The sequence below is a fragment of the Rhizobium sp. NXC24 genome (genome assembly GCF_002944315.1).
In the GTDB taxonomy this organism is placed as follows: Bacteria; Pseudomonadota; Alphaproteobacteria; order Rhizobiales; family Rhizobiaceae; genus Rhizobium.
The window spans coordinates 695142-713118 of the sequence record NZ_CP024311.1 but is presented as its reverse complement, the minus strand read 5'-3'; the positions used below and the strand labels follow the sequence as shown (position 1 = coordinate 713118).

The 17977-nt window shown below is 60.2% G+C and carries 17 protein-coding genes; 4 read left to right on the top strand and 13 right to left on the bottom strand.

The window, feature by feature from the left end; translation table 11 throughout:
- Positions 1–111: 111 nt before the first annotated feature.
- Positions 112–1935, top strand: a complete 1824-nt coding sequence (edd, locus tag NXC24_RS03515; RefSeq protein ID WP_104822039.1) for a phosphogluconate dehydratase — start codon at positions 112–114, stop codon at positions 1933–1935.
- 43 nt (positions 1936–1978) lie between these two features.
- Here the strand turns inward: edd and NXC24_RS03510 are convergent, their stop codons facing one another.
- Positions 1979–2746: a DUF3313 domain-containing protein gene (locus NXC24_RS03510; RefSeq protein WP_245463925.1), complete on the bottom strand. Its 768-nt coding sequence runs from the start codon at positions 2744–2746 to the stop codon at positions 1979–1981.
- Positions 2747–2894: 148 nt separating this feature from the next.
- Here NXC24_RS03510 and NXC24_RS35010 point away from each other — a divergent pair, with 148 nt between their 5' ends.
- Both NXC24_RS35010 and NXC24_RS03505 read left to right on the top strand, forming a co-directional pair.
- Complete coding sequence (locus NXC24_RS35010) at positions 2895–3119, top strand: hypothetical protein (RefSeq protein WP_158704417.1); 225 nt, start codon at positions 2895–2897, stop codon at positions 3117–3119.
- Positions 3101–3697 (top strand): TetR/AcrR family transcriptional regulator, encoded by a 597-nt coding sequence (locus tag NXC24_RS03505; protein WP_104822037.1) that lies wholly within the window; start codon positions 3101–3103, stop codon positions 3695–3697. The genes NXC24_RS35010 and NXC24_RS03505 overlap by 19 nt, the downstream gene beginning before the upstream one ends.
- 181 nt (positions 3698–3878) lie before the next feature.
- On the opposite strand, the gene NXC24_RS03500 is transcribed toward NXC24_RS03505, so the two are convergent.
- From NXC24_RS03500 to NXC24_RS03475, 6 genes are all read right to left on the bottom strand, one after another.
- The gene (locus NXC24_RS03500) at positions 3879–4292 is read right to left on the bottom strand and encodes a hypothetical protein (RefSeq protein WP_199773516.1); all 414 of its coding nucleotides are present in this window, start codon (positions 4290–4292) and stop codon (positions 3879–3881) included.
- A gap of 140 nt (positions 4293–4432) precedes the next feature.
- A complete protein-coding gene (gene ugpC / locus NXC24_RS03495; protein ID WP_104822036.1) occupies positions 4433–5524 on the bottom strand; it encodes a sn-glycerol-3-phosphate ABC transporter ATP-binding protein UgpC in 1092 nt (363 codons plus the stop codon).
- A gap of 24 nt (positions 5525–5548) precedes the next feature.
- Positions 5549–7201 (bottom strand): alpha-glucosidase, encoded by a 1653-nt coding sequence (locus tag NXC24_RS03490; RefSeq protein WP_104822035.1) that lies wholly within the window; start codon positions 7199–7201, stop codon positions 5549–5551.
- Positions 7202–7236: 35 nt separating this feature from the next.
- On the bottom strand, positions 7237–8400 hold the full coding sequence (locus NXC24_RS03485) for a carbohydrate ABC transporter permease (protein ID WP_104822034.1): 1164 nt from the start codon (positions 8398–8400) through the stop codon (positions 7237–7239).
- Between the two features lies 1 nt (position 8401).
- Positions 8402–9418, bottom strand: coding sequence for a sugar ABC transporter permease (locus NXC24_RS03480; RefSeq protein ID WP_104822033.1), 1017 nt, complete (start codon positions 9416–9418; stop codon positions 8402–8404).
- A gap of 132 nt (positions 9419–9550) precedes the next feature.
- Positions 9551–10912, bottom strand: a complete 1362-nt coding sequence (locus tag NXC24_RS03475; RefSeq protein WP_104822032.1) for an ABC transporter substrate-binding protein — start codon at positions 10910–10912, stop codon at positions 9551–9553.
- Positions 10913–11219: 307 nt separating this feature from the next.
- Between NXC24_RS03475 and NXC24_RS03470 the strand changes: the two genes are divergently transcribed.
- A complete protein-coding gene (locus tag NXC24_RS03470) occupies positions 11220–12245 on the top strand; it encodes a substrate-binding domain-containing protein (RefSeq protein WP_104824985.1) in 1026 nt (341 codons plus the stop codon).
- 21 nt (positions 12246–12266) lie between these two features.
- On the opposite strand, the gene folD is transcribed toward NXC24_RS03470, so the two are convergent.
- The 6 genes from folD to NXC24_RS03440 form a co-directional block, all read right to left on the bottom strand.
- Positions 12267–13166: a bifunctional methylenetetrahydrofolate dehydrogenase/methenyltetrahydrofolate cyclohydrolase FolD gene (gene folD, locus NXC24_RS03465; protein WP_104822031.1), complete on the bottom strand. Its 900-nt coding sequence runs from the start codon at positions 13164–13166 to the stop codon at positions 12267–12269.
- Positions 13167–13283: 117 nt separating this feature from the next.
- The gene (locus NXC24_RS03460; protein WP_104822030.1) at positions 13284–15224 is read right to left on the bottom strand and encodes a succinoglycan biosynthesis protein exop; all 1941 of its coding nucleotides are present in this window, start codon (positions 15222–15224) and stop codon (positions 13284–13286) included.
- 126 nt (positions 15225–15350) lie between these two features.
- Positions 15351–16193 (bottom strand): WecB/TagA/CpsF family glycosyltransferase, encoded by an 843-nt coding sequence (locus NXC24_RS03455; RefSeq protein ID WP_104822029.1) that lies wholly within the window; start codon positions 16191–16193, stop codon positions 15351–15353.
- Between the two features lie 254 nt (positions 16194–16447).
- A complete protein-coding gene (locus NXC24_RS03450) occupies positions 16448–16984 on the bottom strand; it encodes a hypothetical protein (RefSeq protein ID WP_104822028.1) in 537 nt (178 codons plus the stop codon).
- A complete protein-coding gene (locus NXC24_RS03445; RefSeq protein ID WP_104822027.1) occupies positions 16981–17349 on the bottom strand; it encodes a hypothetical protein in 369 nt (122 codons plus the stop codon). The genes NXC24_RS03450 and NXC24_RS03445 overlap by 4 nt, the downstream gene beginning before the upstream one ends.
- 13 nt (positions 17350–17362) lie before the next feature.
- Positions 17363–17959 carry a rod-binding protein gene (locus NXC24_RS03440; protein ID WP_104822026.1) on the bottom strand — a complete coding sequence of 199 codons (597 nt, stop codon included), beginning with the start codon at positions 17957–17959 and terminating at the stop codon, positions 17363–17365.
- Positions 17960–17977: the final 18 nt, after the last annotated feature.

The window sequence follows — 17977 nt, the reverse complement described above, 5'->3', positions numbered from 1 at the left end:
AGGCGTGCCGGCATAGCAATGACATTTGAAGTCTGCGCCTAGCCCTTTCCCAAGACGGATCACGTTGATCTTTCGGGGTTATGCGCAAAAACAGACGGAGGCAGATCGACCATGGCCGCTGACGCCCGCATTTCGGCAATCACCACACGTATCATCGAGCGCTCGAAGCCGACACGCGAGCGCTATCTGGACCGCCTGCGCAATGCCGCAACGGTGGGTGCACAGCGCTCCGTGCTCGGCTGCGCCAATCTTGCGCATGGCTTCGCCATCTGTTCGCCCTCCGAGAAAGAGGCATTGGCGGGGGACCGCGTGCCCAATCTCGGGATCATCACTTCCTATAACGACATGCTCTCGGCGCATCAGCCCTTCGAAACCTATCCCGCCATCATCCGCGAGGCGGCGGCAGAGGCAGGCGGCATTGCTCAGGTTGCCGGCGGCGTGCCTGCCATGTGCGACGGCGTCACGCAGGGCCAGCCGGGCATGGAACTCTCGCTCTTCTCGCGCGATCTGATCGCCATGTCCGCCGGTGTCGGCCTGTCGCACAACATGTTCGATGCGGCCGTTTTCCTCGGCGTCTGCGACAAAATCGTACCCGGCCTCGTCATTGCCGCGCTCTCCTTCGGCCATCTGCCGGCTGTCTTCATCCCGGCCGGGCCGATGACCTCTGGCCTGGCGAACGACGAAAAATCGCGCGTGCGCCAGCTCTATGCCGAGGGCAAGGTCGGCCGCGCGGAGCTGCTGGAAGCCGAATCGAAGTCCTATCACGGCCCCGGCACCTGCACCTTCTACGGTACGGCCAATTCCAACCAGATGCTGATGGAGATCATGGGCTTCCATATGCCCGGCGCTTCCTTCGTCAATCCCGGCACGCCGCTGCGCGAAGCGCTGACCCGCGAGGCGACCAAGCGGGCGCTCGCCATTACCGCCATGGGCAACGAATTCACGCCCGCCGGCGAGATGATCGATGAACGCTCGATCGTCAACGGCGTCGTTGGCCTGCATGCGACCGGCGGCTCGACCAATCACACGATGCATCTCGTCGCCATGGCGCGCGCGGCCGGCATCGTGCTGACCTGGCAGGATATTTCCGAGCTTTCGGACATCATCCCGCTGCTCGCCCGCGTCTATCCGAACGGACTTGCAGACGTGAACCATTTCCATGCCGCCGGTGGCATGGGCTTCCTGATCAAGGAGCTCCTCAAGAAGGGGCTGCTGCACGACGATGTGCGTACCGTCGCCGGCCAGGGGCTTTCGGCCTATTCGATCGAGGTGAAAATCGGCGCCGATGGCGGCGTCGTCCGCGAACAGGCGCCGGAAAAGAGCGGCGACCCCAAGGTGTTGGCGGGCATCGATGCACCGTTCCAGACCACTGGCGGCCTGAAAATGCTGCGCGGCAATATCGGCAAGGCGGTGATCAAGATTTCTGCCGTCAAGCCGGAGCGCCATGTCATTGAGGCGCCCGCCGTGATTTTCCACGACCAGCTCGAGATCCAGCAGGCATTCAAGGACGGCAAGCTCAACCGCGATTTCGTCGCCGTCGTCCGATTCCAGGGCCCCAAGGCGAACGGCATGCCGGAGCTGCACAAGCTGACGCCGGCACTCGGCGTGCTGCAGGATCGCGGCTTCCGCGTGGCGCTGTTGACCGATGGGCGCATGTCCGGCGCGTCCGGCAAGGTACCGGCCGCCATCCACGTCACCCCGGAAGCCGTCGAGGGCGGACCGATTGCCCGCATTAAGGAAGGCGATATCATCCGCATCGACGCGATTGCTGGTACGCTGGAGGTGCTGGTCGACGCTGCCGACATGGCCGAACGCGATCCCGTCGTCATCGACCTCTCCGAGAATGAGTTCGGCATGGGCCGCGAGCTCTTCGCCTCGTTCCGCCACGGCGCCGGCCCGGCCGACCAGGGCGCCAGCGTCCTGTTCCATCATTGATGGTTGCGTCGCCGGAATTCGGCAAGACGACGTCGAACATTGATCAGGGAGTGTTCGACGCCGTCTTTTCCGCATTCGCCGGAGCCTTGTCCGTCCACCCCGGCGGGAGGCCGATGCGTGCTCCTATGAAGCCCGTCACGCCCGGCGACTTCCCAAATGCTTTGCAGGCCTCATACTTGGGCGCTCGGCCGACGAGAGCCGCCAAATTCGCTCTGGAAGGGAAAGAGGGCATCGATCCGAAGGGCGTTTTGCCCTTGACCAACAACTTGCTGAAGTCGCCGCCGAATTTGGCGGCGAGACTGTAGGCATCTCCTTCCCTGGCAACCGTTCCTGAATCAAGAAACGCGTTTGCCCCACGTCCCCAGATCATCACAGCTCTCTGCACGCCCTGAGGATTAAGGGCCTCCGCCTCGAGAGAGAGACTGCCCATGCCGATCGGGATGCGGGGGATGGGCACGGGTACATTCGGCAGCAGCACGCTCTTGCCGACAGATGCGACTTTCGAAACGCCGACGGCTGTAGCGTTCGTTGCCTTGACCTGCGTGACGACGGCGCGAACAGTCAGATCCGCCTGATGGGTTAGACCGACAACGACGAATCGTTCACTCAATCCGGAACAAAGCGCCCTGTCGACGGCATTGGTGACGAGGTTGCGCTGCTCGGGCGTGAAGGCGGCGCTTTCAGCCCGCAATGAAAAAGCAGTCGGAATAATCTTCACGGTCTTCGCCGTCAGAACATCGTCCCTGCTCACCCGAAGAAGCGAGTGGGCAACCAGCCCGTCCGATCGGGTCAGGCCGTCATAAGATCGCAAGGATCCCGCGCGATCCAGGGGCGCTGCCGCGCACCCCCCCAAGAAACTTAGCAAAAGAGCCATCGACCAAATATCGGACCGCCGACGCCCAGGGGTTTCGGCGGCATCTGAACCGTAAGTCTCGCAATTATCGTGATTTGAGATTGCATTGGCTGGCATGGACGTATCGCTCTCCTGCGTTTGGTTAGGGCATCTCGTATCAACATTAAATATTACACTGGATGTAAAAATTAATGTTGGCTACTTTGCGGCAATCCAAAAATGGCGCGCTGGAATTATTTCACCGGGAATTGAGCAGGGTGCGGGACAAGCTGATGGTTTGAGTGGCGCTGCGACTTATGACAGTATGGAGCGATGCATGATCGCCCCTTAAAACCGGAAGGCCTGCGCGAGCAAAAGCGACGCCTGACATTTCAACGCATAGCGGAAGTCGGACTGAAATCCTTTCTAGCGAAGGGTTATCAGGAAACGACGATCGACGAGATTGCGGCCGCGGCTGGTATTTCCCGCCGGACTTTCTTCTATTACTTCAAAAGCAAGGACGACATTCTTCTGGCGCATCAGCGCGGATATATGGACGCTCTCCGGGCAAGCATCACAGAGAACGCATCAGCCGGACGACCGCTCGATGTCATTCATCAGGCAACCCTGAGACTTGTAGCACGCCTTCAGGCTGAGGCTCCTCAGCTTCTTGAGACGGCCCGGCTTCTGCGTCAAAGCGAGTCCCTGCGCGCACGCACGCGCAGCAACTACCTGCAGCTCGAACAGGTTGCCTACGAGACACTGTGCGAACTGTTTCCGACGAGGGACCGCGACGGACTACGGCTGGTTTCAATGATTGCCGTAAGCCCTCTTCGCCTCTCGGTCGACAAGTGGCTGCAGGAAGACGGCAAGCTACCGCTGATTGACTACATGGAGGATGCGCTCAAGAAGTGGCAGGCGGAAATTTGATCCGTCTCTAAATCAAAAAGATAGAGTGGGATGTCGCCCGAAAACCGCGCACAGTCTTCGGCATCCCGCTCTATCCCTTTGTTTTTACGCAATTCCGGACGAAAAACCGCTTCGCACTTTTCCTGGAATTGCTCCAGCGCGTGGATCGTCGCCCAAACCTATTCTTGGCGACGAGATTTAATCAAGCACGGATATCGAGCACGCGGTCGCGGTGCGACGGATGGGTGCTGTAGACGAAGATCTTGTTCATCTCCTTCTCCGACAGCAGGCGCAGGAAACGGACCTCGATGGTGTTGTTGGGGAAGATCTTCATCAGGATGCAACCGACCTTGGTGATGCGGGCATCGGGGATGTCGAGATAGAACTGCTTTGGCAGATTATACTGGGTGAGGATCGCCAGAATCGCGCTGCTCTGCGAGATTCGGATGATATCGCAGCGGCGTGACGCCAAGTTCATGACGCCTTTTTCGGTATATTCGATCCGCGCCGCGTTCATCGTGTCCTCCATTCTGTACCGCACCTCGCGGTCGTACATGAAGGACTCTTCCTTGTTGAGGAAATGCTGGCCTGGGTGAGCGGTGCCGGAAGCTGCCATTATCGTAAATCCCTGAAGTATATTACGAAGCTCAGGCTACCAGCGGGTATTTAACAGAAGGTTTGGAAGCGCTAGACCAAGTTGCATTTTATTGTATTTCTACACCTGGACTAGCGCTCCCGCGCTCTTGGGAGGATGCCTTATTGCTTGCGATAGGTGTGGCCGTCAGCATCGAAAAGATGCAGCTTCTGCCTATCGGCCGCAAAGCGCATCTTCTGCCCGCGCTTAACGTCTGCGATGCCGGGTATCTTGACGATGATCGGCTCACCATCCACCAGGCCCTCGATATAAAGTTGCGTGACCTCGCCGAGGGCTTCCACGATGGAGACCTCGCCTTCGAAGAGGTAATTCTCGTCCGTCGCGATCCGCAAATCTTCCGGGCGAACGCCGAAGCTTGCGGTTTTGCCTTGCTCGGATGCCGCCGTCGCAATGTCGAGCGTCACCGTCTTGCCGCCTGTCAGAGTCACTGTCGTCATCGCGCCGGTGCCAGTGACCTTCGACGGGATGATGTTCATGGCCGGCGAGCCGATGAACTTCGCCACGAAGAGGTTGGCCGGATGCTCATAAAGCTCGAGCGGCGCACCGACCTGCTCCACACGACCGGCCGACAACACCACGATGCGGTCCGCCAAGGTCATGGCTTCCACCTGGTCGTGGGTGACATAGATCATCGTCGTCTGGGGCATGGAATCGCTGAGCTTGGCGATCTCGATACGTGTCGCCACGCGCAACGCCGCGTCGAGGTTCGATAGCGGTTCATCGAACAGAAAGACCTTCGGGTTGCGGCAGATGGCACGGCCGATTGCGACGCGCTGGCGCTGACCGCCCGAGAGAGCCTTTGGGAGGCGCTCAAGATATTGCGTGAGCTGAAGGCTCGCGGCGGCGGCGCGAACGCGGCGGTCGATCTCCTGCTTGCTTTCCCCGGCGATGCGCATGCCGAAGGCCATGTTGTCGAAGACCGTCATATGCGGATAGAGAGCATAGGACTGGAAGACCATCGCGATGCCGCGCCTTGACGGCGGCACCTCGTTGACTTTCTGTCCCGCGATGAGCATGTCGCCGGAGGTGATGCTCTCGAGCCCGGCAATCATACGCAGCAAGGTGGATTTGCCGCATCCGGACGGGCCGACGAAGACGATGAATTCGCCCTCCTGGATATCCAGATCGATGCCATGCAGAACATGCACATTTCCGTATGATTTTCGGATGTCCTTCAGAACAAGCCCTGTCATCTATGCTCTCCTCCTCCCAAACACTCAGGCGAGACGCGCGAAGTAAGCGCCCCAGGCCGGAATATCGATCTTGTTGCCGTAGTTGTTGCTTGCAAAACCGTGACCGGCAAGAGCCTGCCAACTCCCCTCAGGCAGGGTTGCAGTCGCTTCTGTCGCGCTCATGTTGAACACACAGAGAATAGTCTCGTCGCCGTAGTGACGCGTATAAAGCAGCACGTCCCCCTGCGGTTCAGCAAACGCAATCTCGCCCTTGGCGAAAGCCGGGTGCTGCTTGCGGAAGGCGAGGAAGCGGCGATATTGCTCCAGCACCGAACTCTCATCTCCATGCTGCACGCTGACAGCGCGCAGGATATGCTCTACCGGCACCGGAAGCCAGGGTTTCACCGTCGAGAAACCGCCTTGTGCGACCTGGCTGTCCCAGACCATCGGCGTGCGGCAGCCGTCGCGGCCCTTGAATTCCGGCCAGAATTGGATGCCGTAGGGGTCCTGCAGATCCTGATAGGCGAGATCGGCTTCCGTCAGGCCGAGCTCCTCGCCCTGGTAGAGGCAGACCGAGCCGCGCAAGGTCAGGATCAAGGCCGCATATTGCTTGGCAAGCGCATCACGATCGGCAACCAGGCTGCCCCAGCGGCTGACATGGCGCACCACGTCATGGTTTGAAAACGCCCAGCAGGCCCAGCCGTCCGGCGCGGCGGCGGCAAAATCCTTCATGACGTCTTCGACGCGTTCCGGCGACAGCGGGTCCGGCGCCAGGAATTCGAAGGCGTAGCACATATGCATCTTGTCGTCGCCGGACGTATATTCGCCGACGATCTCGAGCCCGCGCTGACTATCGCCGACTTCGCCGACGGCGGCAATCGCCGGATATTCATCCAGCACGGCGCGGAAACGCTGCAGGAACTTCAGATTCTCCGGACGGTTCTTGTCGTAGAGATGCTCCTGGAAATTATAGGGATTGACCGCCGGCGCGGTCGAAGCATTGCGGCGGGACGGCTCCAGCGCGGGATTGTCGCGCAGTTCCCGGTCGTGGAAATAGAAGTTGATGGTATCGAGGCGGAAGCCATCGACGCCACGGTCGAGCCAGAAGCGCACGACGTCCAGCAGCCGGTCCTGAACCTCGGGATTGTGCAGGTTCAGGTCGGGTTGCGAGATCAGGAAGTTGTGCATGTAATATTGCATGCGGGTCGGATCCCAGGCCCAGGCAGAACCGCCGAAGATCGAGAGCCAGTTGTTGGGCGGCGTGCCGTCCGGCTTGGCATCCGCCCAGACATACCAGTCCGCCTTGGGATTATCCTTGCTCGAGCGGCTTTCGACAAACCAGGGATGGCGGTCGGAACTGTGTGACAGCACCAGATCGATCATCACCTTGATGCCGAGACGATGCGCTTCGGTCACCATCACATCGAAGTCGGCAAGCGTACCGAAGATCGGATCGACATCTTCATAGTTGGAGACGTCGTAGCCGAAATCACGCATGGGCGAGGTGAAGAACGGCGAAATCCAGATCGCGTCGACACCGAGGGCTGCAATATGCGGCAGGCGGACGGCGATCCCCTTGAGATCGCCGATGCCGTCGCCGTTCGAGTCCTGATAGGAGCGCGGGTAGATCTGATAGATCACGGCGCCACGCCACCAGTCCTTGTCAACAGCCGAAATCGATTGAGGGGCAATGCTCATGCTGAGTGGTCCTGTATGTATGGAATGGTCTTGGATCAGCCCCCCTTCACCGACCCGGCGAGCAGACCGCGCACGAGATAGCGCTGCAGACCGAAGAAGACGAGGAGCGGGATAAGGATGGTGACGAAGGCGGAGGCCGTCAGGATTTCCCAATTGCCGCCGCGCGAGCCGAGTAGGGCGTTCAAGGCCGCCGTCAGAACCAGATGATCCTTGTCGGTGCCGAGGAACACCATGGCGATCAGAAGGTCGTTCCAGACCCAGAGGAACTGGAAAATCGCAAAGGAGGCGAGCGCCGGGAAGGACAGCGGCAGGATGATCTTGACGAAGATATCGAAGTCGCTGGCGCCGTCGACGCGGGCGGATTCGATGATTTCCTTCGGCAGGCCGGCAATGTAGTTGCGCAGCAGGTAGATCGCGAGCGGCAGGCCGAAGGCGGTATGCGCCATCCAGATGCCGGGATAGGTCTTCGACGGCACACCGAACACCTGGCCGATTTCGTTATAGATGCGCAACAGCGGGATGAGCGACATCTGCAGCGGCACGACGATGAGGCCGACGACAAGCGCGATCAGGAGCGCGCGGCCGGGGAAATCCATCCAGGCAAGCGCATAGGCAGCGAAAGCCGCGATCAGGATCGGGATGATCGTCGCCGGAATGGTGACCGTCAGCGAGTTGATGAAGGACTGGCCGATGCCTTCGCCCGTCAGAACGGTGTGATAATTCTGCAGGGTGAACTGCGGTGGGGCGGAAATGGTCAGATAAATGCGTTTGCCGCGCGTATCCGCGTCGAAAGCAGCATTTTTCTGATAGCGGTAGCTGCCATCGGCATTGACGGTCAGCGTCTCGCCATTGCCGATATCCGCAGGCGCACCGGCCTTGAAAGCGGCCGGGTCCTGCACACGCAGGCCGAAGGATTCGATCTTGCCGTTACCGCCGTTACCGTCGCCGGAGACATTCCCGGTGATCACGTAATTGGGGCCATCCTGCGTCGCCTTATCGTTGCCAGCGAGGCGCACTGCCGTCGTCCGCGTCGAGCCGGCGAAGGCCGTCCACCAGCCGGAGACGACGATCTGATCCTTGTCACGCAGGGCCGTGATGAAGATACCGAGCGTCGGCAGCAGCCAGACGAGAACGATGAGCACAACCGCGAAATGAACGAAGAGGCGAGCGGGGCCGATGCGGCCAAGGTTTCCGATCATCTTAGCGACCCTTCATTTCTGCGTTTGCACGACGGATGTTCCAGATCATGATCGGTGTGACGGCGACCATGATGACGAGCGCGATGACCGCGCTTCGGCCGGAATCGCCGCCGCCGCGGAACAGCCAGTTGAACATCAGATTTGCAAGGACCATCGTGTTCCACTGACCGTTGGTCATGGTGAGCACGATATCGAACACCTTGAGGACGAGGATGGTGATGGTCGTCCAGACCGTGGCGATCGTACCCCAGACCTGCGGCACCATGATTTTCCAGAAGATTTGCCAGCCATTGGCGCCGTCGATAACGGCCGCTTCGATGGTCTCCTCCGGAATACCGCGGAGGGCGGCCGATAGGATGACCATGGCAAAGCCGGTCTGGATCCAGATGAGCATGACCATCAGGAAGAAGTTGTTCCAGAAGGGGATGGTGATCCAGACTTCCGGCGTACCGCCGAAGAGCTGCACGACCGCATTCAGCAGACCGATCTGCGTGTCGTTGCCGCCGCGATATTCGTAGATGAACTTCCAGATGACCGACGCGCCGACAAAGGAGATTGCCATCGGCATGAAGATGACCGCCTTGGCGATGTTACCCCACCAGATGCGATCGGTCATGACTGCAATGACGAGACCGAAGAAGGTGCAGGCAGCCGGCACGACGGCAAGCCAAAGGATGTTGTTGAAGATCGACTGGCGGAATTCGGTGTCGTTGAACGCCCAGACATAGTTGGCGCCGCCGACGAATTGATTGCCGTCAGGCCCGTAGAAGGACAGGATGAGCGTCGCCACCACCGGATACATCAGGTAGACGGCGAGGAGGAAAAGCGCCGGTCCGAGGAAAAGCCAGGGGCGGATCAGGCTGCGGCGACGCAGATTGACGGCGGCGCGATGAACATCGCCACCTTCTTTCGCCGGGAAAATCAGGTCCAGCAGTTTGTTGGAAAACAGAAAATAGGCGGCGCAAACGGCAACGCCGAATATCATGGCTCCAATCGCCGTCAGTATCTGCGAAATCATCCTTCCCTCCCGAATAATTGCTTGCACGAAGCGACCTGTCCGGCGTCGTCGGCACCTCCCAAGGCGTCGGCTACGACAGGGTAGAGCGGCGGCGCCGGGAGATACCGGCGACGCCATTCTGCGATGTTATGATTACTTGATGGAGTCCCAAGCCTTCTGGATTGCGTCGGCGGAGTCCTGAGCGGACTTGCCACCGACGAAGTCCACCATGCCGGTCCAGAATGCGCCTGCGCCGATCTTGCCCGGCATCAGGTCGGAACCGTCGAAGCGGAAGGTGGTGGCGGTCGTCAGGATTTCGCCTTCCTTCCTCAGAGTGTCGTTGGCATAGGCCGCCGTGTTGACGCCCTTGTACGGGGTCAGGAAGCCGGACTGTGCCATCCAGACTTCTTGGGCGATCGGCGTCTGCAGGAACTCGATGAAGGCGCGAGCGGCCTTCGAGTCCTTGGTGATCGTTGCCAGAGTGCCGGCGCCGAGAACCGGCTTGCCGAGCTCCGGATGCGATGCATAGGGCGGGAAGTAGAAGAAGTCGGCATCCTGGCCGAGCTTCGTTCCCTCGGGGAAGAAGGATGGGATGAAGGATGCCTGCTTGTGCAGGTAGCACTTGGGCGGAACAGTAAAGAGGCCCTTCGGGCTATCTCGGAAGTCGGTCGAGGCAACCGCAGCGACACCGCCGTTGACATATTTGGCGTTCTTGGCGAACTTGCCGAATTCATCGATGGCGTTGACGACCTTGGGGTCGTTGAATTTCAGGCTGTTGTCGACCCAGCCGTCATAGTCCTTCGGCGAGACGGTGCGCAGCATCAGATCTTCGACCCAGTCGGTCGCCGGCCAGCCGGTGGCGCCGCCCGAACCGAGGCCGATGCACCAGGGGGTGCCGCCGTCCTTGACGATCTGGTCGGAAAGCTTGATCAGGTCTTCCATGGTGGTGGGGACCTTATAGCCGGCTTCTTCGAAATTTTCCGGCACGTACCAGACGAGCGACTTCAGGTCAGCCTTGTACGGGAAGGCGTAGAAGGCGTCCTTGCCGTCCTTGCCCTTATAGGTGCCGTAGCCAACCCAGCTATCGCCAGCGCCATAGTTGGTCTTCACCCAGTTTGCCAGATCATCGCCGAGCGGCGTCAGATAGCCCTTGCTGGCAAGGTTGGCGAGAAGGCCCGGCTGCGGCAGGATCGCAACATTCGGAGGCGAACCGGCCTGGGTGTCGATAACAATCTGCTGCTCGTAGTTTTCCGAGGACGAATACTTGGCATTAACGCCGGTCGCTTCGGTGAAATAATTCAGGACGCTCGTGAACAGCGCCTCGTCTTCGCCGCGCCATGGGCCGAAGATCGTCATCGTCTCGCCTTTCAAGTCCGCATGAGCGGCCTTGAAGTCGTCATAGCTCTTCCAGTTGAACTTGGAATCCTGACCGGGCTGGAACTTCAAATCTGCAGCCAGTGCGCTACCAGCCGCCAAGGCGGCAACGGCAACGGTCATCAAAAGCAATTTCTTCATGTGGTTGTCCTCCCAAATACAAATCCCACGAGCCCGAACACGCGGCGCGTGCTGCGCGCTCATTTCTCAAAGCGCTTTGGCTACTCACTCATTCCATTGCGGGCAGAGCAAAGTCAAGCGAATTTGTGAATTCGGCTAATATACACCCAAATCTCGCATTGCAGCATTGAATGACATCAATATTTCGCAAATTGTCTTGTTTCGCATGCGCTGCCTGCTACATAGTCTAAAGCGCTTTGGAAGCCAGTCGCATGGCAGGAGGAAGCCTTTGCGCGACTGGAATGGGCAGATGGAGGAGCGGAGCCACGTGAATCTGAAGCAGCTATCGCAAATGTTAGGCCTGTCGCAGACCACGGTCAGCCGTGCTTTGAACGGATATCCGGAGGTCAATCGCGAAACCCGCGAGCGAGTGCTCAAAGCGGTGCGGGAGACGGGCTATCGTCCGAACAAGGCCGCGCAACGGCTGGCGACCGGCAAAGCCGGCTCGATTGGCCTGGTCATGCCGACGGCGCCCGGCCACCCGTCCGATCTGCATTTCGGCGAATTCCTGACCGGCCTCGGCGAAGAGGCATTGCGGCATGATTTCCATTTCGTCCTGACGCCGGCCGATCCGAACGACGAAGTCGGTGCGCTGAAGCGGCTTGCCGCCAGCGGCAATGTCGACGCCCTGTTCATCACCTATATGCGCGGCCATGATCCACGCCTCGAAATGCTGAAATCATTGTCCATACCCTTCCTGGTGCATGGACGGTCCTTTGGAACGGAGCCGGATTACCCCTATCTCGACATCGACAACGAGGCCGCCTTCTACGACGCCACAAAGCTGCTGCTGCAGCTCGGCCACAAGCGTTTTGCGCTGCTGAACGGCCCGATCTATCTCGATTTCGCCATCCGGCGGAAAAAGGGCGTGGTCGCAGCCCTTGCCGAACGCGGCCTGATGCTGGATGAGGCGTATGTCAGCCATACCGCAATGACCGATGAACAGGGCTTTTACGCCATGGAGCGCATCCTGCAGCTCGACGTGCGGCCAACCGCCATCCTCTGTTCCAGCACAGTACTGGCGCTCGGCGCGGTGCGCGCCATCAACCAGGCGAAACTGAAGCTCGGCGAGGATATTTCGCTGATCGCCCACGACGATGTGCTGACACTGTTGAAACCGGAGAATTTCACCGTGCCGCTGACGACCACGCGATCGTCGCTGCGCGCCGCGGGCGTGCGCGTCGCCGAGCGGCTGATCGGCGAGATCAAGCAGCTCGAGACATTTCCCGAGCAGGAGCTTTGGAAGACCGAGCTGATCGTGCGTGCCTCGACCGGCGTGGCGCCGGCCGATTGATATGATTTACTTGGCGTGATCTCAGAACTGCGGCGCCGGCCTGCCGGCAGCACGATGGGCGGCAATCACCGTATTGGCCATCAGCATGGCGATGGTCATCGGCCCGACGCCGCCCGGAACCGGGGTGATGGCGGCGGCCACTTCCGCCGCCTCGGCAAAGGCGACATCGCCGACCAGCCGGCTCTTGCCCTCGCCGCGTTCCGGTGCAGCAATGCGGTTGATGCCGACATCGATCACCGTCGCACCCGGCTTCACCCAATCCGCCTTCACCATTTCCGGCCGGCCGACCGCCGCCACCAGAATATCGGCACTGCGGGCAACCGCCGGCAGGTCCTTGGTGCGGGAATGGGCCGTCGTCACCGTCGCATTGGCATTGAGCAGCAGTTGCGCCATCGGCTTGCCGAACAGGTTCGAGCGGCCGATGACGACGGCATTCAGACCCGACAGGTCCTCGCCATGGATGCGGCGCACCAGCAGCATGGCGCCGGCCGGCGTGCAGGAGATCAGCCCGGTGGCAAGATCGCCGGTCGCCAGCTTGCCGGCATTGACCACATGCAGGCCATCGACATCCTTGTCCGGCCGGATCGACTGGATGATCGCTTCGGCATTCAGATGCTTCGGCAGCGGCAGTTGCACCAGGATGCCGTGAATGGCGGCATCCCCGTTGAGGGACTGGACAAGCTTTGCCAGCTCGTCCTGCGTCGTCTCGGCCGGCAGCGTGTGCTGGATGGAGGTAAAGCCGCATTCCTTGGCCATGCGGCCCTTGGCGCCGACATAGGTGTGGCTGGCCGGATCATCGCCGACGATGACGACGGCAAGGCCGGTCTTCACACCCGTCTCTTTTTCCAATGCTGCGGTCGCCGTCTTCACCGCATCAATTACCGAAGCAGCCACCTGCTTGCCATCGATCACAGTCGTCACGAATATCTCCCGACATAATTTCGGCGGCAATCTACAAGCCATCGGCCCGGCGGATTTGCCTGCCAACGCCCTATGGTGTCTGAAAGCGGTAATTGCAAGGAGAAATCGGCGACGGGTTCAGCCGCGCCCTGTCTGCCGGCGTGAAGCATAGGTCTGCACTTTCATACGCAACAATGCTAACTCGCGCTGGATTTGCGTCAGCTCCTCGGTAACCACTGGACGATCATTGGCAACGGGAATCGTAGCGTCGAAGCGCAGTTGCGGCAATTCGGGCATTGGTCGCGGCGGCAGCGGGGCCGGCTCGGCGACACGGCTGAAAACCGGCTCGGGCGAAACGAAGCGCCCGGCTGTCTGATCCTCCGAAAGCGATCCGCCGCCCATCCATTTCCGCAGGAAGACCAGGCAAAGTGCTGCACCAAGGCCCATGACGAAACCCGCCGCCTGGCTACCCGCAAGATTGTCGTCGAGGGGAGCCTTGGCGGCGACGGCAGGGGCGATGACGGCGATCGGAACCTCGACTTCGGGCGGAGCCGTATCGGCGTTCTGCAGATCGGCGTCATAGCGGCTCTGGGCGGCCGCGACATCATCCTGAAGCTGACCAAGGCGGGCCATATCGACATCGATGCTTTTCTGGCTGAGAGCGGTCATCCGCGCGGAAAGCGCCGTCCGGTTCTCAAGGGCAGCCTTCAGGACCGTATCGCTGCTGGCGATCAGTCGCTGCAGTTGATTGCGGATATCGGCGGCCAGCCCATCGACCGTCGCCTGTTGCGCCAGCAGACGGGGATGGCGCGGGCCGAGCTGCGTGGAGAGCTGGGACAGGACGACCTTGGCGGCGCTATAGCGGCTACGCAGATCATCAAGTCCGGCAGATGATAGATTGCCCGACAGCGCGCCACTCGTGACGCTGGCAGGCGTGGCGGATTTGGCGGCAAAGACGCGGGCCTTTGCACTCTGCACGGCAGCCTCGGAGGCCTTCATCTCCTCATCCAACTGACGGCGCTGCCGCTGAAGATCGAGTGCAGCTTCGATCTTGTCGTTGCCATACTGCGTCTTGAAATCGGCCAGCGCGGCCTTCGCTTGATCGAGATCCTTGCGACTCCGGTCGGCAAGCGAGCTGCTTTTGCCAGGAAGGCCAGCGCCTTGCGCAACGGCGGCGTCATAGATCGTCGCATCGGCCAGACGATTGGCGATCTCGGCCGACTTTGCCGGATCGCTTGTGGTAACGGCAAGATGCAGGGTGCCGCTCGGCGCATCGGTAGTGGCGACAATATCCCTGCGAAGGGCTGCCTGCGCACGCGACGGCGCGTCGGACGCATTGCCGCTGCCGGAGAGCAATTCCATGGCAACGCCGAAAGCGCCGGCCCGATCACCGGTGAATTCCGGATCGCGGTCGAGCTTCAGCCGGGCGACCAGATCGGAAAGCAAGGAGGGCGCGGCGGCGCGTTTGGCGGTGACATCCAGAAGCGCCTGTCGCGCAGCCCCCTGCCCTTTTATCTGCAATACGGTGTGGGAGACATAGCGCGGCGGAGCTGCCAGCATTGTCGGGAGAAAGGCGCCCGCCAGTGCGGCGACAATAACGAAGGCAATGGAGCCGAACCCGAACACCCAGCGCCGCGGCGGCGTAGGCGTCACCGCTGAAACGGCGTGCGGTTCAACCGGAGGCGAAAGCTCGATTTCGACGACTTCGACACTGGGCGAAGCCAATGATTGATCTGCGATCGGTTCCGGCTGCCCATACATGATCGTTTCGCGGGCGACTGGATGGTCTCGCAGGATGCCGCGGATGCGGTCGGGCAACGGTTGAGCCTCTGCAGCCTCGTCCACATCAGGCTTTTTTCGCCCGGAGACCGGATAGGGATCGCCGTCCAGCATCTTTTGAATGAGGGCCAGCAACTCCGCATCGCCCGGGGTTCGGTGGCCGGCAGGCTGGGCGTTGGCGGCTATCAGATAGCCGTCTGCCCCGCGATCGAAATGGGCATGCCGACCTACGCCGCGGTAAGCTCCGAAGGCTTCCGCGTCGTCAGGAAGGTATCTCGTCCTGGCCTTGCTTTCGAACATGGCGGGTTGTCTCGCGCGCATGGTCAGTGACCGATGCCGATGGTTAACCCACTCTAAATTTTCATGGCAAAGAAAAGGTTAACGACAACCGCAATCTGGGGGCGCAATCTGGGGGCGCGATCGGGATCAGCCGGCGAGCTTATCGGGCGAAGGAAGCCGCAGCAAAGGCGCGGGCTGCGGTTCGGCGGCGCGCAGAATGCGCTCCTTGCGGCCGAATTGGTGCCGAACGACCTGGTAGAGGAAGAGCGGCACACCGAGAATATAGCGCCGCCACAGCCTGCTCGGCTCCTGAAGCAGGCGGTACATCCATTCAAAGCGCGTGGCGCGCACCAGCGCCGGCGCACGCGGCACCGTGCCGGAGACGAAATCGAACAATGCGCCGACCGTCAGCACCAGCCTTGCGTGCTGCGGTTCGATATGGTCGGCGACCCATTTTTCCTGAAGCGGCGTCCCCATGCCGACAATCAGTACGTCGATCTTCTGACGGCTGACCTCCGCCGTCACCAGATCGCTTTTCTCCTTGTCGAAATAACCGTCCGCAATAACGATGAATTCGTGCCACGGCGCATGTTTACGGAAGTTTTCCGCGGCCTTTTCAACAACATCGCGGCGGCCACCAATCAGACCGATACGCTTCGGCCGATCCATAAAGGTCAGCAGAGCCGGCACGAAATCGGTACCGTTCAAATTGGCCGGAAAGGAAACGCCATGGGCAACCCGCGAGGCGATATCCAGGCCGACACCATCGGGCAGGACAAGGTTTTTCGCCAGCACATCGCGATACCTGCCGTCGCGCAGCATCATCAGCATATTATGGGCGTTGACGAAGGAGATGACCGTCTGGCCGACCGGGAGGGACGCCAGCTCGTTGATGAAGTTCAGCGCGTCTTCCCAATCGAGGTCGCAGACCGGCAAGTCGAAAATCATTCGACGCGACGTGAGCACGGCAAAATTTGCGACTAGATTCACCCTAGACCTCCTGCCGCAGACGCCTTCATACGCGCGTCGCCGGCAAACTTCTCGACGCAAATCCTCCACCGTCTGTCCGTTCGGTGACATCGGACGCATCGCTGAGGATGCTTATAGCAAGGCGATCCCAAGCTTCCGTTAGGAAAATCGATTGGAATTGCGAAAGAAAAACAGGGATTTGTTAACGCTGTTTCGGGCGACAAACGCAGCAGGCCGCTCCATAAGGGGAGCGGCCATCACCGGTCTCAGCAGGTCTAATGTGCCGGCTTCGGCTCCGCGTCGGGCGCTGCATCGCCCTGGACGATCTTTACCGGCTTGACGGTTCTCTTGCCGCCGCCATCGCCATTGTTGATCTCATCCTTGGAGAGATAGTCGAGCTGTTCGACCAGAACGTCGGCGACATAGTCGCCGCCGAGGCGTTCGTTCATGTTCTTCTTGATATCGCTGCGGAAACTGGCGACATCGAAGCTGCCGGTATGGCTGATGTCGATCGTCTTATTGCCCACCAGCAGCGAATAAAGCTCGTCCGTCGTCAATTCCGTCAGCGGCGTCTGGAGCTGGTTCGCCTTGCCCTTCTCCATCATGAAGGAAATGCGGGTGATGAAATAGCCGTTCACCTGACCGTTGGCGATGACGGGCACGTTGATCGATTCGCCCTTGACGAACTCCTGCTGCGCCTTTTTGGCGTCGTCAGGATTGATCGCGGGCGCCGTCGCCATCTGCACCGAAAAATAGACCGAAGCCAGCGTTACGGCGCAGACCCAGAGGCCGGTGAGGACGAGCTTGATCATCCGGCCTCACGGACGCGGAACTGCTCCTGCGAATAGGTGCCGTCCGCATCCGCGTTCTGCACCGCATTCTTCAAGATATCGGCGACGGCACGCACGGCCTCGAGATGCGCTTCGACGCGCCGTGCGTTCAAGATCAGCTTCTTCTTCAGCCCGTGCAACTGCTCGATATGCGAGATGGCAAGCTCGGCCGGATTGGTATCGCGAAACAGCATCGACAATTCGTAGAGGCAACGGCTCTTATGCGCATTCGATACTTTGAGATCGAATTCCGGATCTTTGCCGATGCGGTTGTTCTCGTTATCGATGATCATTTCCAGGCGGCCAAGGACCGACTTTATCCGGTAGTCGTTCGAAATTACTTCCATGTCCTGCCCCCGATCATACTTTCTTGGACGTCAGCGTATCTTGATTGGTGACGGTCGTATCGCTGTCACCATTGGTCTCGGCTGCGGCAAGCGTCTTTCGCTGGAAATCGGTGATTGCACTCAGCGCCATCTTCTTGTCGTTCTCATCGGTCGCCGCATTGACGGCGCCGGTGTTGCGCATCTTGGAAACCTGTTCCTTGTACATTTGCTCGGCAATGCCGACGCCGCCATTCTTGGCGAGCGTATTGCCGAGCTGTTCGGCCATCATGCCCTTCCAGATTTCACCGGCGGAGCCCTTGCCGTACAGCGTTTCGCTGTTCGGCAGCATGTTCTTCACGAAGTTCTGCAGCACCATCGCTTCGAACTTATGATAAGTCTGCGGCACCTTTGTCGGCGCCGTATGCGTGTTGGCGTTGCTGAGGCCGGCCTTCGTTGCGGCGCTGTCCAGCGCACTCACGGTCGAGGCGAAACCATTGCCGTTTTCCGCCAGGCTGGTGGCGGCAAAGGCAGCCCTGTTGGCCGCGAGCTTTTCCTGGGCTGCCTGAACGTCGGCCGGATTGGCGGCCTTGACGACATCCAGGACCAAATCACTCGGAGGCGAGATAGCCACGTCACGTTTCCTTTCACT

Excerpts from the sequence above, each read along its gene's own strand:
- edd (WP_104822039.1), top strand. The coding sequence starts at position 112 with ATGGCCGCTGACGCCCGCATTTCGGCAATCACCACACGTATCATCGAG.
- NXC24_RS03505 (WP_104822037.1), top strand. The coding sequence starts at position 3,101 with ATGCATGATCGCCCCTTAAAACCGGAAGGCCTGCGCGAGCAAAAGCGA.
- NXC24_RS03500 (WP_199773516.1), bottom strand. The coding sequence starts at position 4,292 with ATGGCAGCTTCCGGCACCGCTCACCCAGGCCAGCATTTCCTCAACAAG.
- ugpC (WP_104822036.1), bottom strand. The coding sequence starts at position 5,524 with ATGACAGGGCTTGTTCTGAAGGACATCCGAAAATCATACGGAAATGTG.
- NXC24_RS03490 (WP_104822035.1), bottom strand. The coding sequence starts at position 7,201 with ATGAGCATTGCCCCTCAATCGATTTCGGCTGTTGACAAGGACTGGTGG.
- NXC24_RS03485 (WP_104822034.1), bottom strand. The coding sequence starts at position 8,400 with ATGATCGGAAACCTTGGCCGCATCGGCCCCGCTCGCCTCTTCGTTCAT.
- NXC24_RS03480 (WP_104822033.1), bottom strand. The coding sequence starts at position 9,418 with ATGATTTCGCAGATACTGACGGCGATTGGAGCCATGATATTCGGCGTT.
- NXC24_RS03475 (WP_104822032.1), bottom strand. The coding sequence starts at position 10,912 with ATGAAGAAATTGCTTTTGATGACCGTTGCCGTTGCCGCCTTGGCGGCT.
- NXC24_RS03460 (WP_104822030.1), bottom strand. The coding sequence starts at position 15,224 with ATGTTCGAAAGCAAGGCCAGGACGAGATACCTTCCTGACGACGCGGAA.
- NXC24_RS03450 (WP_104822028.1), bottom strand. The coding sequence starts at position 16,984 with ATGATCAAGCTCGTCCTCACCGGCCTCTGGGTCTGCGCCGTAACGCTG.
- NXC24_RS03445 (WP_104822027.1), bottom strand. The coding sequence starts at position 17,349 with ATGGAAGTAATTTCGAACGACTACCGGATAAAGTCGGTCCTTGGCCGC.